General features: G+C 66.7%; 15 protein-coding genes. 8 read left to right on the top strand and 7 right to left on the bottom strand.

The features are described 5' to 3' along the window. The first annotated feature begins 157 nt into the window (after positions 1-157). The 4 genes from BCL79_RS08125 (at position 158) to BCL79_RS08110 (ending at position 5,480) form a co-directional block, all read left to right on the top strand. A complete protein-coding gene (locus tag BCL79_RS08125) occupies positions 158-3,499 on the top strand; it encodes an autotransporter domain-containing protein (RefSeq protein ID WP_428999449.1) in 3,342 nt (1,113 codons plus the stop codon). 169 nt (positions 3,500-3,668) lie between these two features. Further along, positions 3,669-4,043, top strand: a complete 375-nt coding sequence (locus BCL79_RS08120) for a hypothetical protein (protein ID WP_121039711.1) — start codon at positions 3,669-3,671, stop codon at positions 4,041-4,043. A 68-nt stretch (positions 4,044-4,111) separates the two neighbouring features. After that, entirely contained in the window at positions 4,112-4,888 is a 777-nt protein-coding gene (locus tag BCL79_RS08115; protein ID WP_088432404.1) for an AMP nucleosidase, read from the top strand. Between the two features lie 52 nt (positions 4,889-4,940). Further along, positions 4,941-5,480, top strand: coding sequence for a DUF924 family protein (locus BCL79_RS08110; RefSeq protein ID WP_121039708.1), 540 nt, complete (start codon positions 4,941-4,943; stop codon positions 5,478-5,480). A gap of 82 nt (positions 5,481-5,562) precedes the next feature. Here the strand turns inward: BCL79_RS08110 and grxD are convergent, their stop codons facing one another. Continuing rightward, on the bottom strand, positions 5,563-6,489 hold the full coding sequence (gene grxD / locus BCL79_RS08105) for a Grx4 family monothiol glutaredoxin (protein WP_121039705.1): 927 nt from the start codon (positions 6,487-6,489) through the stop codon (positions 5,563-5,565). Between the two features lie 58 nt (positions 6,490-6,547). Here grxD and BCL79_RS08100 point away from each other — a divergent pair, with 58 nt between their 5' ends. Then, entirely contained in the window at positions 6,548-7,324 is a 777-nt protein-coding gene (locus BCL79_RS08100; RefSeq protein ID WP_121039702.1) for a polysaccharide deacetylase family protein, read from the top strand. Positions 7,325-7,354: 30 nt separating this feature from the next. On the opposite strand, the gene BCL79_RS08095 is transcribed toward BCL79_RS08100, so the two are convergent. The 5 genes from BCL79_RS08095 to BCL79_RS08075 form a co-directional block, all read right to left on the bottom strand. After that, the gene (locus BCL79_RS08095; RefSeq protein WP_121039699.1) at positions 7,355-7,678 is read right to left on the bottom strand and encodes a hypothetical protein; all 324 of its coding nucleotides are present in this window, start codon (positions 7,676-7,678) and stop codon (positions 7,355-7,357) included. Between the two features lie 33 nt (positions 7,679-7,711). After that, positions 7,712-8,077 (bottom strand): hypothetical protein, encoded by a 366-nt coding sequence (locus tag BCL79_RS08090; protein ID WP_121039696.1) that lies wholly within the window; start codon positions 8,075-8,077, stop codon positions 7,712-7,714. A 67-nt stretch (positions 8,078-8,144) separates the two neighbouring features. Continuing rightward, positions 8,145-8,828 carry a class I SAM-dependent methyltransferase gene (locus BCL79_RS08085; protein ID WP_183073757.1) on the bottom strand — a complete coding sequence of 228 codons (684 nt, stop codon included), beginning with the start codon at positions 8,826-8,828 and terminating at the stop codon, positions 8,145-8,147. A 17-nt stretch (positions 8,829-8,845) separates the two neighbouring features. Continuing rightward, positions 8,846-9,466, bottom strand: coding sequence for an SGNH/GDSL hydrolase family protein (locus tag BCL79_RS08080; RefSeq protein ID WP_121039690.1), 621 nt, complete (start codon positions 9,464-9,466; stop codon positions 8,846-8,848). Then, positions 9,466-10,740, bottom strand: a complete 1,275-nt coding sequence (locus tag BCL79_RS08075; protein WP_121039687.1) for a pyridoxal phosphate-dependent aminotransferase — start codon at positions 10,738-10,740, stop codon at positions 9,466-9,468. Before BCL79_RS08075 ends, BCL79_RS08080 begins: the two co-directional genes overlap by 1 nt. Before the next feature lie 175 nt (positions 10,741-10,915). Here BCL79_RS08075 and rsgA point away from each other — a divergent pair, with 175 nt between their 5' ends. The 3 genes from rsgA to BCL79_RS08060 all read left to right on the top strand — a co-directional run bounded on the left by rsgA (position 10,916) and on the right by BCL79_RS08060 (position 15,763). Then, a complete protein-coding gene (gene rsgA, locus BCL79_RS08070) occupies positions 10,916-12,022 on the top strand; it encodes a ribosome small subunit-dependent GTPase A (protein WP_121039684.1) in 1,107 nt (368 codons plus the stop codon). A gap of 31 nt (positions 12,023-12,053) precedes the next feature. Continuing rightward, positions 12,054-13,295: a flavohemoglobin expression-modulating QEGLA motif protein gene (locus BCL79_RS08065; RefSeq protein WP_121039681.1), complete on the top strand. Its 1,242-nt coding sequence runs from the start codon at positions 12,054-12,056 to the stop codon at positions 13,293-13,295. 176 nt (positions 13,296-13,471) lie between these two features. Beyond that, a complete protein-coding gene (locus BCL79_RS08060) occupies positions 13,472-15,763 on the top strand; it encodes a TonB-dependent receptor (RefSeq protein ID WP_121039678.1) in 2,292 nt (763 codons plus the stop codon). A 785-nt stretch (positions 15,764-16,548) separates the two neighbouring features. Here BCL79_RS08060 and phbB read toward each other — a convergent pair. After that, positions 16,549-17,289 (bottom strand): acetoacetyl-CoA reductase, encoded by a 741-nt coding sequence (gene phbB, locus BCL79_RS08050; RefSeq protein WP_088432597.1) that lies wholly within the window; start codon positions 17,287-17,289, stop codon positions 16,549-16,551. Between the last annotated feature and the right edge of the window lie 8 nt (positions 17,290-17,297).

The following is a 17,297-nucleotide window of genomic DNA, read 5'->3' as shown; positions in this document are numbered from 1 at the left end:
CGCCGCCATCGTCGCCCCGGCCATGGCCAGTCCCGCCAGCGATGTCCTGGACCGTTACCAGCAGCAGCGCGCCGAGCAGGCCGCGGTAGGCCGCAATCAGCAGAGCACCTCGCTCGCGGCCATGTTCGCCGCACCGATCGGCGCTCCTGGCCAGAACATGTCCCTTCCCAGTCCGCGCGTCAGCGCCGAGGCCGCCAGCCCTATCCTGGGCAAGCCGGGTGATGTGGCAAGTTGGCATAGCGATGAATTCAACGCCGATTGGGGCTTGGCTGCGATGGGGGCCGATTACGCCTACGCACGTGGGCTGACCGGTCAGGGCGTGCGCCTGGGGGTGTTCGATTCGGGCTCTGCTCTTGCCCATGACGAGTTCGCCGGGCGCAACACCTCCAGCATCACCATCGGCAACGGCGGCTGCGCCGACCCGAGCATCGTGGCCGGCGAAGGTGCCTGCGGCAGCACCCGCGGCGACCAGCCCGGGTACAACTACTACGGCCTGGGGCCCGGCGTGCCTCCAGCGCTTGCCGACCGCCTGATCGCCGCGGGCCAGCCATATGGTTTCAGCTACGCCGACCACGGCACGCACGTGCTGGGGACCGTGGGTGCAAACCGCGATGGCACCGGAATGCATGGTGTGGCATTTGGTGCCAACCTGACGGCAGCCCGTGTCTTCGGCGATACGTATTACGAATGGCGCCTTGACCCGGACAACTTCTACAGGCCACGTGCGCTGTATCGCACGGACCCGGATGATGTGGCGACACTGGACATGTACGCACAAGCCGAGGCACAGGGCGTGCGCGTTCTCAACCACAGCTGGGGCATCTCGACCCGGCACGCGACGGTAGGCAGTCTGGACACGCAGTACGCTGCAATCGGTGCGGACTACGGTGTTTACGGCAGTATCTATGGTGAGACGGAGGGTGCATCGGGTTCCAAGCTGATCCAGGTATGGTCGGCAGGCAACTCAGCCGGGGGCATGGCCGGCATCACGGCAGCATTGCCGCGCTGGAACCCTGAGATCGAGCCGTACTGGCTGGCCGTTGCGAACGTCCGTCGCCCCACTGTTGGGGAAACGGACTACGTCATTGATGCCAGTTCCAGCATCTGCGGTGCTGCTGCCAACTGGTGCCTGTCCGCGCCGGGTACCAACATCGCCAGCACCATTGTGTCCGGCGAGATCAACGGTCGCATGGAGCTGACCGAGGACTACCTGCGTTTCTTGATCGAAAGCGAAGCGCCCGAATATACCTACGGCTACAAGACCGGTACCTCGATGGCGGCACCCCATATCACGGGTGCGCTTGGTCTGCTGATGGAGCGCTTCCCGTACCTGGACAACGCGCAGGTACGCGACGTGTTGTTGACCACCGCGCGTGATCTGGGCGCGCCGGGCGTGGATGCGATCTACGGTTGGGGCATGGTCGATCTGAAGACCGCCATCGAAGGCTACGGCATGCTGCGCGTGGACACCGACGTGGTCATGAACCAGAAGGCCGGCGGCCTGAAGGTGTGGGAAGGCGATGCATGGGACGACTGGACCAATGACATCGGCGGCCCGGGCAAGCTGACCAAGTCCGGCATCGGCTGGCTGCGTCTGAGCGGCGACAACCGCTTCAACGGCGCCATCGTGCGTGACGGCATGCTGGAGCTGGACGGCGCCAACGCACTGACAGGGTCGGTCGACGTGCAGGGCGGCCAGTTCCTGCTCAACGGCAGCCTGGTGTCCACCACGCTCAACAGCCTGGGGGGCAGCAGCGTGATCTCCACCACCGGCGTGCTCGAGGGTTCGGCACTCAATGTGACCGGTGGTTCGGTCACCTTCAATGGCCTGCAGCAGGACGCCGGCACCACCGTCGGCAGCGGCGGCAGCTTCGTGCTCAATGGCCGTCTGGTCGACAGTACGCTGACCTCGGCCGGCACCACTGGTGTCAATGCCGGTGCGCTGCTGGACGGGTCAGACCTGCTCGTCACCGCCGGCACCGTGTCCTTCAACGGCGTGCAGCAGGATGGCTCGACCGTGGTCGGCGCAAAGGGCACGCTGAAGGGCGTGGGTACGCTGGGCAGCACGCGCGTCGAGGGCATCATCGCGCCGGGCAACTCGATCGGCACGCTGACCATCAACGGCGATTATGTGCAGACCGCCAGTGGCGTCTACCAGGCCGAGCTGGCCCCGGGCAGCCGCAGCGATCTGCTGCGCGTCACCGGCACCGCCACGCTGGATGGCACCTTGAAGGCCCTGCCGGAAGCCGGCGTGTACTACCTCGGCGAGCAGTTCAACTTCCTGCAGGCCGCCGGTGGCATCAACGGCCAGTTCGCCACGACCGACTTCTCGGCCTTCTCGCCGTTCCTGACGTTCAGTCTGGGCTACAGCGCCAATGGCCTGCGCATCGACGTCGCCCGCGGCAACGCACTGTCCAGCGCCGCGGTCACGCCGAACCAGATCGCCGTGGCCACCAGCGCCGATGGCCTGGCCATCAACCAGGGCCTGCCCAAGCCGCTGACCCAGCTGTTCCCGGCCCAGGTTGGTGCGGCACTGGATGCGCTGAGTGGTGAGCTCCATGCCGCCACGCCGATGGCGCTGGTGGAAAGCAGCCGCTACCTGCGTGATGCGGCGCTGAGCCGTGCCGTGGGCGCGCGCTCGCCCGGCGCCGCTGATGAGGCCGCCGGTGGCGGGGCGTGGGTGCAGGCGATCGGCGGCAGCGGCAAGCTCGATGGCGATGCCAATGCCGCGCGCACCGATTCCAACAGCAACGGTCTGCTGGTCGGTGCCGATCATGTGTTCGGCGGGGGTTGGCAGGTCGGCGGGCTGGTCGGTACCGGCCGGACCGACATCAAGCAGGCGGCCGGTCGCGGCGCCCGTTCGGAGATCGACAACACCCACTTTGGCGCCTACGTGGGCAACCAGTGGGGGGCGTTCGGTCTGCGCGCCGGTCTGGGTTATTCCCGTCATGACGTGGACAGCAAGCGTCAGCTGACGTTTGCCGGCTACCAGGACGCGCTGTCGGCCACGTACGACGCCACCACCCGCCAGGGCTTCATCGAAGGCGCGTACCGCTTTGGTGGGCGCGAAGCTGGCCTGGAGCCGTACCTGCAGTTCGCGCGCGTTGAAGTGGACGTGGACCGCATCTCCGAACAGGGCGGCGCTGCGGCACTGAACGGCCAGGTCGCCGACACCCGCACCAACGTGGCGACCGCCGGTGTTCGCTTTGACAAGGGCCTGAAGACGTCCTGGCAGCAGGAAAGCTGGCTGCACGTCCGCGGTGGCCTCGGCTACCGTCGTGCCTCCGGTGACCGCAGCCAGGTCGCCGATCTGGCCTGGACGGGCGGCAGCAGCTTTGCTGTCAGCGGTGCGGCGATCGCCGACAACGCCGTGGTGGCCGAGCTCGGCCTGTCGGCCTGGCTGAGCCCGCGCAACCAGCTGGAACTGGGTTACAACGGCACCTTCGGTGATGACGCCCGCGACCGCAGCGTCACCGCGCGCTGGTCCGTGCAGTTCTGACCCAGCGCTACCGGTAAACGGAAAAAGGCGGCCATTGGCCGCCTTTTTCCTGCCCGCCGCTGCAAGATCGCGATCGCCACTTGCGCCGCGATCGTCCAACGTGGAATGGTCGGACTGGCGCGGCTCGCGTAGGTCACCCGTGCGACCCTGCATTCACAAGGAAGTGTCGATGAACGTAACCGAAGGCTTTGATCGCAAGCACGCCAGGCATTACTACCTGTTGCTCGTCGTTCTGGCGTTCGCGTCCGGCCTCATGCTGGTGGCCGGATTCTTCGAGCAGTCGCCCAGCGGGCTGCCCAAAGAAGCGCGCATCCTCCTCGCAGCACTCTCCCTGCTGACGGCCACCGCCAGCTACCTGGTGATCAAACGGATCCAGTACGCCTTTCCGTTGGTCGGCATATCGTCCATATCCTTTGCCGCCTCGCTCTGGGCCTTTGGTGCGCCGACGGCCCTTGTCCTGCTGCTTGCCATACCGGCCGCCGTGCTTTTGCTGGCCTGCCTTGTCCTCAAGGGCAGGGCCGATGGGATCGACCACCCCGATTGAGCGGCAACGCTCGACGCCGCCCGGCTGGTCTCGCAGAATTGTCGCCTGTCGTTTGTCGGAACAGCCCCATGAAAACCAAACAGGACATCGTCGAAAACTGGCTGCCGCGGTACACCGGCGTGCCCCTGGAGCAGTTCGGGCAGCACATCCTGCTGACCAACTTCGGTGGCTACCTGCATACGTTTTCCCAGCTGACCGGCGCCCCCATCCAGGGCGCGGACCGGCCGATGGCCAGCGTCACCAGCGACGACATCACCCTGATCAACTTCGGCATGGGCAGCCCGAACGCGGCCATCATCATGGACCTGCTGTCGGCGGTGATGCCCAAGGCGGTGCTGTTTCTGGGCAAGTGCGGTGGGCTCAAGCGCAAAAACCAGCTGGGCGACCTGATCCTGCCCATCGCTGCAATCCGCGGCGAGGGCACTTCCAGCGACTACCTGCCGCCGGAAGTCCCGGCCCTGCCGGCCTTTGCGCTGCAGCGGGCAGTCTCGACCATGGTTCGCGACCTCGGCCACGATTACTGGACCGGCACCGTCTACACCACCAATCGTCGGGTCTGGGAGCATGACGAGGCCTTCAAGGAGAAGCTGCGGGTGATGCGCTGCATGGCCATCGACATGGAGACGGCGACCCTGTTCGCGGCCGGTTTTGCGAACCACATTCCGATCGGGGCCTTGCTGTTGGTGTCCGACCAGCCGATGATTCCCGACGGCGTGAAGACCGAGGTCTCCGATGCCAAGGTCAGCTCCCAGTTCGTCGAGAACCATATCCAGATCGGTATCGAGGCGCTTAAGCTGATACGGCGCAACGGCAAGTCGGTCCGCCACCTGCGTTTTGACGAGTAACGGCAATGGAACGGATGGACGTCTTGGGGCGTGTCATCCACAGGGGTAGTGAATGGACGTGGCGGCACAAGTAGTGGAGTTCTGGCGAGACGCCGGACCGCAGCAGTGGTTCGCGCGCGATGACGCGTTCGATGCGCGGTTTCGCCAGCAATTCCAGGAAGAGCATTTCGCCGCCGCGCGCCGCGCCCGCGAGCATTGGCTGAGCAGTGCCGACGGTGCACTCGCGCTGATGATTCTGCTCGACCAGTTCCCGCGCAATTGCTTCCGCGAGACGGCGCACGCCTATGCCACCGATGGCCTGGCGCGACACTACGCCATGCGTGCGGTAGAGGAAGGGCTGGACCTGCAGCTGGTGCCCAAGCTGCGGGCCTTCATCTACCTGCCGTTCGAACACTCCGAGGATCCGCAGGACCAGGAGCGTTCGGTGGCGATGTTCGATGCGCTGGGCGACAAGGAATACCTGCAGTTCGCCGAACTGCATCGCGACATCATCCGCCGCTTTGGCCGTTTCCCGCACCGTAATGCGGTGCTGGGGCGGATGCCGACGCCGGAGGAGCTGGATTACCTGGCCGAGGGTGGGTTTGCGGGTTGACCGGTGGATGGACGCCACCGGCGCCACGAACAAAAAAACGCCGGCAATGCCGGCGTTTTTCTTTCCCGCAACATGCTGAAGATCAGTACTTCGGCACGCCGTTGTCCACCTCGTTCGACCAGGCGTCGATGCCGCCGGTGATGTTGGACACCTTGGTGAAGCCCAGGGCGCGGAACTGCTCGGCGGCCTGTGCGCTGCGGCCACCGTGGTGGCACAGGAAGGCCAGCGCGGTGTCCTTGGGCAGGGCTTCCAGGCGGGCGCGGTTGTCGCCGTCAAAGGTCTCGAACGGCGCGTTGATCGCCGCGATCGCACGTTCGTCGGCCGGGCGCACGTCGACCACGGTGATGCTGCCGGCACGCAGCTGGTCGTCGGCGTCGCGCACGCTCAGTTCCTGCACGGCCTTGGGCGCGTTCGGGTTGTCGATCGCCAGGCCCTTGCCGCGGATGTCGTCGACCCAGTCGATGGTGATGCCTTCAGCGCGGCGGGCGCTGGCCAGATCGAACTGCACGCGCAGGCCGTTGGACTCGGCGGCGATCGCGTTGTCATCGTGCGGGGCCAGCTGGAAGTTCGGCTGGAAGCGCGCGTCGATGCCCAGCTGCAACGAGGCACCCGGGGAATCGGCCAGCGCGCCACGCAGCATTTCCACGGCGGCCGGGGTCACGGTGATGCGCGGCGGGGTGCGGTCCGGTGCGGCCAGCCCGAGCACGCTGCTCAGCTCACCGTTGCCGGCCATCTGCAGGATGATGTCGCTGCCACCGATCAGCTCGCCATCGATGTACAGCTGCGGAATGGTCGGCCACTCGCCATAGGCTTTGATGCCTTCGCGGATGTCCGCGTCGGCCAGCACGTTGACGTGGTCGAACTCCACCCCGAGGTCCTGCAGGGCGCCGACGGCTTTAGCCGAGAAACCGCACTGCGGCATGCTCGGCTGACCCTTCATGAACAGCACGACGCGGTTGGCGTTGAGAATGGATTCGATGCGCGAGCGCAGGGCGGGATCAAGGGACATGACGGTCAGGGTCCGGATATGCGAACCGCCTATTCTACGCGGCATGGCATCATGGGGCATGACCGTACCGGAAACGTTGTATCGCATTCCCCGCCGCCCCTGGCGCTGGCTGCCGTGGCTGGTGCTGTCGCAGCTGCTGGTGGTGCTGGTCTGGGCCGCCTGGGGCTGGCGCTACGGCCTGCCGCTGATGGTGGCGACCCATGCCCTGTTCATGGTGCCGGTGTTCCTCCCCAACAGCCGCTTCTACGCCCCCGTGCTCAGCCGCCTGCCCGGCGATGCCCGCAAGGTCTGGCTGACCATCGATGATGGCCCGTCGGCGGACACCCCGGCGGTGCTCGATCTGCTGGACCGCTACGAGGCCAGGGCGACCTTTTTCCTGGTCGGTGAACGCGCGCAGGCGCAGCCGGACCTGGTCCGCGCGATGCTGGCCCGCGGGCACAGCCTGGGCAACCACAGCCACCGCCACCCGCAAGCGCGTTTCTGGCGGCTGGGGCGACAGGCCATGGCCGCGGAGATCGCGCAATGCCAGCAGGCCCTCACCGCAATCGCCGGCACGCCACCGCGCTGGTACCGCTCGGTGGTCGGGATGACCAATCCATTCGTGGCCCCTGCGTTGAAACAGTGGCAGCTGACCCGGGTCGGCTGGAGCGCGCGCGGTTTCGACGGGGTGGAGTGCAGGCCCGATCAGGTGGTCGAACGGATCACCCGTGATCTGGCGCCGGGCAGTATCGTGCTGCTGCACGAGGGCGCCGCTCATGGCCACAACCTGGCCATCATCGAGGCGGTGCTGCAGGCGGTGCAGGCACGTGGCCTGCACGCGGGTCTGCCGGACTGACGCCAGCTCGGTACCCGGCGCAGGCCGGGATCAGCTCAGCGAGCCGATGATCATCAGCAGCACCACACCGAGGATGCTGCCGATCGAGATCACCAGGCCGAGGATCGCAAACACACGGCGGCGGTCTGCCTGCAATGCACCGGCCACGCCCAGGCCGAAGGCCACCAGCTGCATCAGCGCGGTGCACATCAGGCTGAGGCCGACCAGGATCGCCGACATCGAGGTCTCCTCCATGCCGCCGGGGGTCGTGGTTTCGATAACGCCGGCCACGACGATCAGGCCCAGCATCAACACGGCACCGCACAGGGCGGTAATGAACGCGGCAATACCCATGCCGGAATGAGGGGGGTGCATCAGGGCTCCTTGTCGATGCGATGAAACGGGGAATCAGGGGGCGAGGGGCTGCGCGGCCGCGGCGTCTGTTGGCGGATGCGAGGCATGCCACTGGTCGCGGATCCAACCGCCCAGCGACAGCTGTGCGATCAGTAGACCCAGCGTCACCAGCAGCGCGATGATGCCGAACAGGCGGCGCCGGCGCGGCTGCAGCACGCTGCCCAGGCCGAGCAGCAGGGCCAGGATGGCCAGGCCGACACTGCTGCCGAGCAGCGCCGCCAGCGACCACGGCAGCTCGCGCATGGCCGCGTGTTCGGGCGCATGCGCGTAATGCATGCTCAGCAGCAGCATCACCAGGCCACAGGCGCTGACGATCAGCGCGGCGATGCCCAGCGCGGAATGTCGAGTCTGTCTTTGCATGGGCGGCTCCGTGCCGGAAAGGGGGGCGAGTATGCGCGCGTGCGGTCGGCGGCGCGAGCCACGGCGACTACGCAGCGAGCGGACGATCGCCGACGATCAGCCAGTTGTTGAACGGGGTATTGCCGTACAGCGGTGTCATCCGCAGGTGCAGCCCGGCGGTTTCCAGCGGGGTGTGCAGGCTCTCGGCGTCGAGGTAGTGGCGTGGGCGCGTGCCCATCCAGCCCACCAGATGCGCGAGCATGTCGGTGATCCGCGTGGCGTGGTCGCGGCCACTGTGGTCAGCCAACGTGGTGCGGATCACCAGCCGCGCCCCGGGGGCCACGCGCGCGGCGGCATCGTGCAGCAGTTGCGCCTGCGCGGGCGCGGGCAGGTACTGCAGCACGTCCAGCAACGCGACGTTGCCGAGGTGGGCGGGCAGGGCGGCACTGGCATCCATGCAGGTGAACCGTGCCTGTGGCAGCGCGGCGCGGGCGCTGGCCTGTTCGGCGCGTGCGACCTTGCCGGCGTCGATGTCCAGGCCGTGATACGGCAATGCATTGCCATGCTCGCGCAGCACGTGGGCCAGCAGCCCGAGGCCGCAGCCGATATCCAGCAAGGGCACGGCAGGGGCATCGTTCAATGCGCCGAGCACGCCGGGATACAGTGGATCGCTGCCGAGTTTGCCGCGGCTGTAGTAATAATCGCGACGGTTGCCGAACCACTGTGCCGGCAGGAACGCCGTGGCGATCCGGCGGGCCTGCTCCCTGCCCAGCGGCAGCGCGGCCTCGCTCAGCGGGTCGGCTCCGCCCACAGCACGCGCGTCACTTCGAACGCGCGCTGGTGCCACAGCGTGTACATCGCGGCGGACGGATGCAGACCATCTTCGGCCAGCATGACGCTCTCGCCGCCCAGCTGGCGGCTCAGGTCCGTGATGTCGACAAAGGCCACGTCATGCTCGGCGCAGATCGCTGCAGCGGCAGCGTTGTAGGCATCCAGTTCCTGCCCGATCTGCACGCGGTCGCGGCCGGACGCCATGGCATAGGGGGTCACGCCCCAGTCCGGGATCGACAGGACCAGCACGCGCGGTGCACGGTCGCCGGCGAAGGCGAGCGCGCGCTGCAGCAGGGCGGTGAAACGCGGGCGGTACTCGTCCACGCTGCGCCCGCGATACTGATCGTTGACCCCGATCAGCAGACTCACCAGCTCGAAGGGCCCCTGCGGTGCGTCGGCGTCGATGCCGGCCTCAAGCTCATCGGTGGTCCAGCCGGTGGTGGCGATGATGGTCGGGTCATCCACAGGCACGCCGATATCGCGCAGGGCCGCGGCCAACTGCATCGGCCAGCGCCCGGCCGGCTCGACACCTTCGCCGATCGTGTAGGAATCGCCCAGCGCCAGGTACGGCAGGCCCATCAGGCCACCGCGCTGCGCGGCTTGAGCGGCACCACCTTGGTGTTGGCCTCGGCACGGCGTGCCAGGGCGCGGTCGATGCGGGCGAACACATCGCGCATCACCTCCGGCTCGGGCAGCAGCGTCACGCGGAAGTGGTGGCGGTAAGGCACGTTGAAGCTCGAGCCCGGGACCACCAGCACGCCTTCTTCGTTCATCAGTTCCAGCGCGAAATCATGGTCATCGAAGCTGCGTGCCGCCGCACCGACCACCGCCGGGAATGCGTACAGCGCGCCGGCCGGAGCCACCAGCGACAGATGCTCGCTGGCGTTGCAGGCCTCGATCACCGCGCGGCGGGTTTCATACAGACGGCCACCGGGTGCGCACAGCGGCGAGATGGTGTCCGGCCCGTTGACCGCCGCATCGATGGCGTACTGGCCCGGCACGTTGGCGCACAGGCGCAGCGCGCTGAGCAGGTCCATCGCCGCACGGAACTCGCCCAGCCGTTCGGCCGCGCCGGACAGCATCGCCCAGCCCACGCGCCAGCCACAGGCGCGATGCACCTTGCTCAGGCCGCTGAAGGTGATGCACGGATGCTCGCCGGCCAGTGGCGCGACCGCATGGAACTGCGCGTCGTCGTAGAGGATCTGGTCGTAGATCTCATCGACCATCAGCAGCAGGTTGTGCTTGGCGGCGATGGCGACGATGCGCTCCAGCAGCTCGCGCGAGTAGCTGGCGCCGCTGGGGTTGTTCGGGTTGATCAGCACGATCGCGCGGGTGCGCGAGGACACCAGCGCCTCGATCTCGACCGGGTCTGGCTGGAAGCCGTTCTCCGGTGCGCAGCGGTAATACACCGGGCGCCCATCGTTGAGGATGGTCGCGGCCGACCACAGCGGGTAATCCGGCGAGGGCACCAGCACTTCATCGCCCGGATTGAGCAGGGCGCGCAGCGACAGGTCGATCAGCTCGCTGACGCCATTGCCGATGAACACCCGGTCCGGGTGCGCATCGGGTGCGCCGCGACGGGCGTAGGCGGCGGCGATGGCTTCGCGCGCCTCCGGCAGGCCCTGCTGGTGGGTGTACGGATCAGTGCGGCCCATGTCATCGGCGATCGCACGCTGCAGGTGCTCAGGCGCGCGGAACCCGAAGTTGCCCGGGTTGCCGATGTTGAGCTTGATCAGCTTGCGGCCCTGGGCCTCCAGCTCCCGCGCTCGTCGCGCCAGTTCGCCCCGGATCTCGTAGCGGACTTCGGACAGGCGCTCGCGAGTGGCGAGCGGCTTCAGCGGGGGCGTGGACATGAACGGGCCGTCATTCAGGCATGGAAACCGCATGGTAGCGGAATTGTTGCGTTGCAGGGCAAGCGTTTCCGGCCCAACGCCCGGCCCTGCAAGGCAGTTGCAGATGAAAGGATTTCCGTCCGTCCACGCCTGCGCCGGTCCCCCGCGGCGACGCCTGGTGGCCACACCCTTTAGAATGGGCACGATGAGCGAACCCAGTGATTACCTTGCCCTGCAGACCATTGGCTGGCCTTGGCCGGGCGGCCCCGAACTGCCGGCTTGGCAGGCCCTGTTCGAGCAGTTCCCGCAGGCGCGCCCGGGCCGGGTGATCGAGCAGCATCGCACCGGGTACATCGTCTCCGATGCGCCGGAAGCGGCGATCAAGACCGAATCCCCGCCGGAATGGCAGCGCCCACGCTTCCCCAGCCACGAGCGCGCGGCGGTCGGCGACTGGGTGCTGCTTGAGGGCATCAAGATCGTTGCCCTGCTGCCCCGGCGCACCGCGATCAAGCGCGGCGCGGCCGGCGAGCATTACCACCAGCAGGTGATCGCGGCCAACATCGATACGGTGTTCATCGTCTGCGGGCTGGATGCGGACTTCAATCCGCGCCGGATCGAGCGCTACCTGCTGCTGGTCGGCGGGGGCGGTGCACAGCCGGTGGTGGTGCTGACCAAGGCCGACCAGACCGAGTACAGCCAGGATGCTCTGGACGTGCTGGAAGAACTGGCTGCGCAGAACATTCCGCTGCTGGCGATCAACGGCAAGGACCCGGCCAGCGCCTCGGCCCTGTTGCCGTGGCTCGCCGCTGGCCAGACCGTGGTACTGGTCGGCTCCTCCGGTGCGGGCAAGTCGACCCTGACCAATACGCTGCTTGGGCATGAGCGCATGAAGACGGCCGATGTGCGCGTCAACGACTCGCGCGGCCGCCACACCACCACCCACCGTGCACTGATTCCGTTGCCGGCCGGGGCCTGCCTGATCGATACACCCGGCATGCGCGAGCTCAAGCCGACCGGCGAGGAGGCCCTGAGCGAAGGCGGCTTCTCCGACGTGGAAGCCCTGTCGGCACAATGCCGTTTCCGCGACTGCGCCCACCAGCGTGAGCCGGGCTGTGCGATCCGCGCGGCCATCGATGACGGCACGCTGGATGAAGAGCGCCTGCTCAACTACTTCAAGCTGAAAGAAGAAGTGGCTGCCGCCGCGGCCAAGCTGGCCGTGCGCCAGGCGCAGCAGGCCATCGAGCGCAAGCACGTCGGCAAGGGTGCGCAATGGCGCCCGGGCGGGAAGGGCGGCCGGCGATAGCTTTTGCTACTGTCCGCCCATGGACACGCCAATGACCGTGGATCGTGACGTCGCCCACCACACCGCGCTCGATGCCCAACTGGTCGAGGCGGTGGGCGGGATCAAACTGCTGGGACTGACCAGCTGGCCGGCCGCGCTGCAGGCGCCGTTCCTGGCCAGCGTCGCCCGCGGTCAGCCGGTGCTGCCGCAGGTCGACTACCCCAAGCTCGATTTCACCGATACCCGCCATCGGCTGGCCGCGATCAGCGCGCAATGCGATCCCGACCATCCCATCGGCCTGTACGTGCAGCGCTCGGCGCACAGCTGGGACCAGGCCGCCGGCCTGCTGGAATCGTTGGGCACCGCCGAGGTGGATCGTTACTCGGTGGAGCTGTTCGGCGCGCCCGAGCAGCCGCTGCCGGGCAACGGCCCCAGCACCCGCGATGCCGCCCGCCACTTCATCCAGATCGCGCAGGAACTGGACCACGAGTTGCTCGCGCCGGAAGAACAGGTGCCGGTCTCGGCCACCGCGCTGCAACTGCAGCTGCAGAGTGATCTGGATGCGTTCTTTGAGTCACGCATCATCAGCGTCCAGCTGGATCCCGACCTGATCTCCAAGGCGGCGGCCGGCCCGAACCGGATTCGCCTGCGCACCAGCGCACGCTTCAGCGCCTACGACCGTGCGCAGCTGTTCCACCACGAGGCGCTGGTGCATTCGCTGACCGCGCTCAACGGCCGCGAGCAGCCGCACCTGCCCAGCCTGGCGCTGTCCTCGCCGCGGGTCACCGCCACCCAGGAAGGGCTGGCGACCTTTGCCGAGCAGATCACCGGCAGCATCGACATCGAGCGCCTCAAGCGCATCAGCCTGCGCACCGAAGCCATCGCCATGGCGCGCGAAGGGGCCGATTTCATCGAGGTGTTCCGCTACTTCTGCGAGGCCGGCCAGAACAACGAAGAGAGCTTCGCCTCCGCCCAGCGCGTGTTCCGCGGGGTACCCCCGAGCGGCGGCGCGGCCTTCACCAAGGACACGGTGTATCTGCGCGGGCTGGTCTCCGTGCATACCTTCTTCCGCCACATGCTCGCCGAAGACCGCCTGCAGGTCTGCCGGTGGCTGTTCGCCGGCAAGATGTCGCTGACCGACGCGATCGCCTTCGCCCCCTTGTTTGAAGAAGGCATCCTGCGCCCGCCGCGCTGGCTGCCGCATTGGGTCAGCCGCGCGAACGGATTGGCCGGCATGCTCGCATTCTCACTGTTCGCCAACCGCATCCGCATGGATCAGCTCGCCCCAGAGTAGTGCCGGCCGCTGGCCGGCTGCCTCGCGCTCCCTCCGCGCGCTCCCATGCGTTAGTGAGCACTGCATCGCAATTCATCTGCGATGACCCGCATCGTAAAGATCCTTTCATCTTCCGCTCGCATGCTGGTCATGCACCTGCGTTGCGCAGGTCATCTTCCCCCATGTAACGGACGACCATGCTTACCCGACCCCTGACGATCGCGGTGGCGCTCGCGCTGTGCGCTGCCAACGCCCACGCTACCGATGTAGACGCCACCGCCGCTGCCAACGTCGCGCTCAGCGCGCAGACCCTGGATACCGTTTCGGTGATCGGCCAGGGCGAGACCCGCCAGGTGCAGCGCATCACGGCCGTGGACAAGGAAGTGCTGCCGCCCGGCACCAGCGGCCAGAAGATCCTCGATCGCCTGCCGGGTGTATCCGTGCAGTCCAACGATGCCTTCGGCGCCAACGAAGAGTCGCAGACGATCAGCCTGCGCGGCTTCGACAAGAGCCGCCTGGGCTACACGCTGGACGGCATTCCACTGGGCGACAACAGCTACGGCAACTACAACGGCCTGAGCATCGCCCGTGCGCTGATCGCCGAGAATCTCGCCGGCGCAGAATTGTCGCAGGGCATCGGCTCGCTGGGCGTCGCCTCGACCAGCAACCTCGGCGGCACCATCCAGTACTTCTCGCAGGACCCGTCCACCGAGTTCGGCGGCAAGGCCAGCGTCACCGTCGGCGATGACAACCAGCGCCGCGGCTACCTGCGCGTGGACACCGGCGACATCAACGGCTTCTCGGCCTATGTGTCCGGCGTGCATCAGGATTCGGACATGTGGGCCGAACCGAACCAGAACCAGACCACCCGCCAGTTCAACGCCAAGGCGATCTGGACCGTGGGTGACAACCGCTTCGGTGCCTTCGCTGCCACCTCGCGCGTGAGCCAGGCCAACTACGCCTACCTGTCCAAGAGCATGCTCGCGCGTGGCCTCGGCTGGGACTGGAACATCTATGCGCCGGACTGGGATCGCGCGGTCGCCGCCGCCTACTGCGCACCGGGCACCTACAACGCGCAGAAGTGCGCGTTCACCGGTGGCGTCAACAGCATCGATGACGCGTACTACCAGAGCCGCGCGCTGCGCGACGACAACCTGTACTCGCTGGATGCCGACCTCGCGCTGGGCGACAGCGCCCGCCTGAAGCTGCTTGGCTACCACCACGAGAACCGCGGCCAGGGCCACTGGTGGGCACCGGGCCAGCCCTCCAACCCGGGGACGCCGGAGATGCTCCCGATCTCCATCCGCAGCACCAACTACACCATCAACCGCCAGGGCATCACCGCCGCACTGAGCTGGCAATGGGGCATCCATTCGCTGGAAGCGGGGCTGTGGTACGAGCGCAACGACCACAACGTGGAGCGCAACTTCTACTACATCACCGGCCCGTTCCTGGATGACGGCTACCTCAACCATCCGGACCGCCGCCTGTTCGACCAGGACTTCGACATCCGCACGCGCCAGTTCTACGTGCAGGACCGCATGCGCTTCCTGGACGACCGCCTGACCGTGGATGTGGGCATCAAGAGCCCGAACACGCGCATGACCGCCAACGCCAAGCCGGGCACCGAAGCCAGCTACGCCTCCGGCACCCTGACCGCCAAGGAATCGGTACTGCCGCAGGCCGGCATCGGCTTCAAGCTGAGCCCGAACCAGGAAGTCTTCGCCTCCTACTCGGAGAACATCGCCGCCTTCGTCGGTGGTGGCAGCGGCGGCCCGCTGCAGGTCTCGCCAGAGTCCTTCGCGGCCAGCGCCGGGTTGGAACCGGAGAAGTCCAAGACGCTGGAAGCCGGCTTCCGTACCTTCGGCGAAAAGTACCAGGCCTCCCTCGCGGCCTATCACGTGACGTTCGACAACCGCCTGCTCTCGCTCAACCCCTGCACCAGCATCGAAGTGGGCACGCGCCCGGAGTGCATCACGCGCTTCATCAACGTGGGCTCGGTGAAAAGCCGCGGCGCGGAACTGACCTTCATCCTCAAGCCGATGGATGGCCTGCAGTGGTACAACGCGCTCTCGTGGAACAAGACCACCTACGAGGACGACTACACCTCGGGCGGTGCGATCGTGCCGGTGGCCGGCAAGATCACGGTGGACACCCCCGAGCGCATGGCCTCCAGTGAGATCAGCTGGAACCGCGATGGCTTCTTCGCGAGTCTGCGCGCGAAGTACACGGGCAAGCGTTATTACACCTACACCAACGATCAGTCGGTGCCGGGTGTGACGACGTTCGATGCGGGGATGGGGTATTCGTTCGGGCCGGGCATGGGGCTGCGCGATATCAAGGTGTCGCTCAATGCGACCAATCTGACGAACAAGCGGTATGCCGGCCAGCTCAGTTCGTTCGCGCCGACGGATCCGTCCGGCACGCGCTATGCGATCCACGCGAGCGCGCCGCGCCAGGTGTTCATGACGGTGGCTGCGGAGTTCTGATCTCCGCTTGCTTGGGCATGGGTAGCCACCGACCGTTGGTCGGTGGCTTTGCCTCCCAGATGACTGGGCCAGGCGTGGGGTGTGTGGGTTCGCGGGACGCGCCGTAAGCCCGTCCATGGGGGCTCGTGAGCCGCATCCATGCGGCACAACGGTCCCGCCAACCCACACACCCCACGCCTCCGACAGTTGGTTGGTGGCCATGGCGAAGCAACGCAACGCCGCAGACGGACAAGGCCGAGGCTACTCGAGCTGAGCCACCTCAGCTGGGAAAGCTACGCAGATCAATCGAACCGAGCGAGCCAAGCGGACCAAGGGACCAAGCAGGGCAAGCGGACCAAGCAGGGCAAGCGGTCCAAGCAGGGCAAGCGGTCCAAGGAAGTCAACGAAGCGAACGAATCCAAGCAAGCCAAGCCAATGCAACGGCGGCACCAAGCGCCGGCTTTTTCGTTGCGCACCAGCTCACTGTCAAAGGGTAGGCACGGGTGGGTTGGCGGGACCGTGTGTTGCCATGGATGGCAACACACGAGCTTACATGGACGTACTTGCAGCGGGTCCCGCCAACCCACCCGTGCCTGCCCAGCGCGACACGGGCCTGCAGTCCGGCTTTTGCCCCACCGTTGCAGTTGCAGTTGCAGTTGCAGTTGCTGTTTCTGTTGCCATTGCCATTGCCATTGCAAGTAGCCCAACGTTCCCGAAATCCCGGAAGAAAAAAAGCCGCGATGCCAACCAGCATCGCGGCTCACCTCGTGGGGGAGGCCACGCATCACGTGGGATGCGCAAAACCATCAGAACATGTGCAGACCACCGTTCACCGCATAATCCGCACCCGTCACATACGCCGCATCGTCCGATGCCAACCACGCACACAGACTCGCCACCTCCTCCGGCTTGCCCAACCGCCGGATCGGCACCGAACCTGCCAGACGATCCAACACATCCGGCGGAAAACTGCTGATCGACTGACTCGCGATATACCCCGGCGAAATCGTATTCACCGTCACACCCCGCGTCGCCACCTCATTGGCCAACGCCCGGCTGAAGCCATGCATCGCCGCCTTCGCCGTCGCGAAGTTCACCTGGCCGATCTGGCCCTTGTGCGCACTCACCGAGCCGATGTTCACGATCCGGCCCCAGCCGCGCGTGCTCATGCCATCGATCACCTGCTTGGTGATGTTGAACAGCGCATGCAGGTTCGAGCCCATCACCGCGTTCCAATCGTCCGGACTCATCTGCCGGAACAGCACATCGCGGCTGCCCCCGGCGTTGTTGACCAGCACATCGATCTCGCCGACCTCGGCCTTCACCTTCGCGAACGCCGCCACGGTCGACGACCAGTCCGCCGCGTTGCCTTCCGATGCGATGAAATCAAAGCCGAGTTCGCGCTGCTCGCGCAGCCAGGCGGCCTTGCGCGGGGAATTGGGTGCGCAGCCGGCCACCACGGTGTGGCCGTTGCGGGCCAGTTTCTGGCAGATGGCAGTGCCGACACTGCCCATGGCGCTGGTGACGTAAGCGATGCGAAGAGTCATGGCGGAAC

The sequence above is a fragment of the Stenotrophomonas rhizophila genome, from assembly GCF_003651185.1.
Classification (GTDB): Bacteria; Pseudomonadota; Gammaproteobacteria; order Xanthomonadales; family Xanthomonadaceae; genus Stenotrophomonas; species Stenotrophomonas maltophilia_Z.
Note: the sequence above shows the minus strand (reverse complement) of the source record. Positions and strands in the feature narration are given on the sequence as shown.

Bases quoted from the DNA above. Each gene is read 5' to 3' on its own strand.
- BCL79_RS08125 (WP_428999449.1), top strand. From the start codon at position 158: ATGTCCCTTCCCAGTCCGCGCGTCAGCGCCGAGGCCGCCAGCCCTATC.
- BCL79_RS08120 (WP_121039711.1), top strand. From the start codon at position 3,669: ATGAACGTAACCGAAGGCTTTGATCGCAAGCACGCCAGGCATTACTAC.
- BCL79_RS08115 (WP_088432404.1), top strand. From the start codon at position 4,112: ATGAAAACCAAACAGGACATCGTCGAAAACTGGCTGCCGCGGTACACC.
- BCL79_RS08110 (WP_121039708.1), top strand. From the start codon at position 4,941: ATGGACGTGGCGGCACAAGTAGTGGAGTTCTGGCGAGACGCCGGACCG.
- grxD (WP_121039705.1), bottom strand. From the start codon at position 6,489: ATGTCCCTTGATCCCGCCCTGCGCTCGCGCATCGAATCCATTCTCAAC.
- BCL79_RS08100 (WP_121039702.1), top strand. From the start codon at position 6,548: ATGACCGTACCGGAAACGTTGTATCGCATTCCCCGCCGCCCCTGGCGC.
- BCL79_RS08095 (WP_121039699.1), bottom strand. From the start codon at position 7,678: ATGCACCCCCCTCATTCCGGCATGGGTATTGCCGCGTTCATTACCGCC.
- BCL79_RS08090 (WP_121039696.1), bottom strand. From the start codon at position 8,077: ATGCAAAGACAGACTCGACATTCCGCGCTGGGCATCGCCGCGCTGATC.
- BCL79_RS08080 (WP_121039690.1), bottom strand. From the start codon at position 9,466: ATGGGCCTGCCGTACCTGGCGCTGGGCGATTCCTACACGATCGGCGAA.
- BCL79_RS08075 (WP_121039687.1), bottom strand. From the start codon at position 10,740: ATGTCCACGCCCCCGCTGAAGCCGCTCGCCACTCGCGAGCGCCTGTCC.
- rsgA (WP_121039684.1), top strand. From the start codon at position 10,916: ATGGGCACGATGAGCGAACCCAGTGATTACCTTGCCCTGCAGACCATT.
- BCL79_RS08065 (WP_121039681.1), top strand. From the start codon at position 12,054: ATGACCGTGGATCGTGACGTCGCCCACCACACCGCGCTCGATGCCCAA.
- BCL79_RS08060 (WP_121039678.1), top strand. From the start codon at position 13,472: ATGCTTACCCGACCCCTGACGATCGCGGTGGCGCTCGCGCTGTGCGCT.
- phbB (WP_088432597.1), bottom strand. From the start codon at position 17,289: ATGACTCTTCGCATCGCTTACGTCACCAGCGCCATGGGCAGTGTCGGC.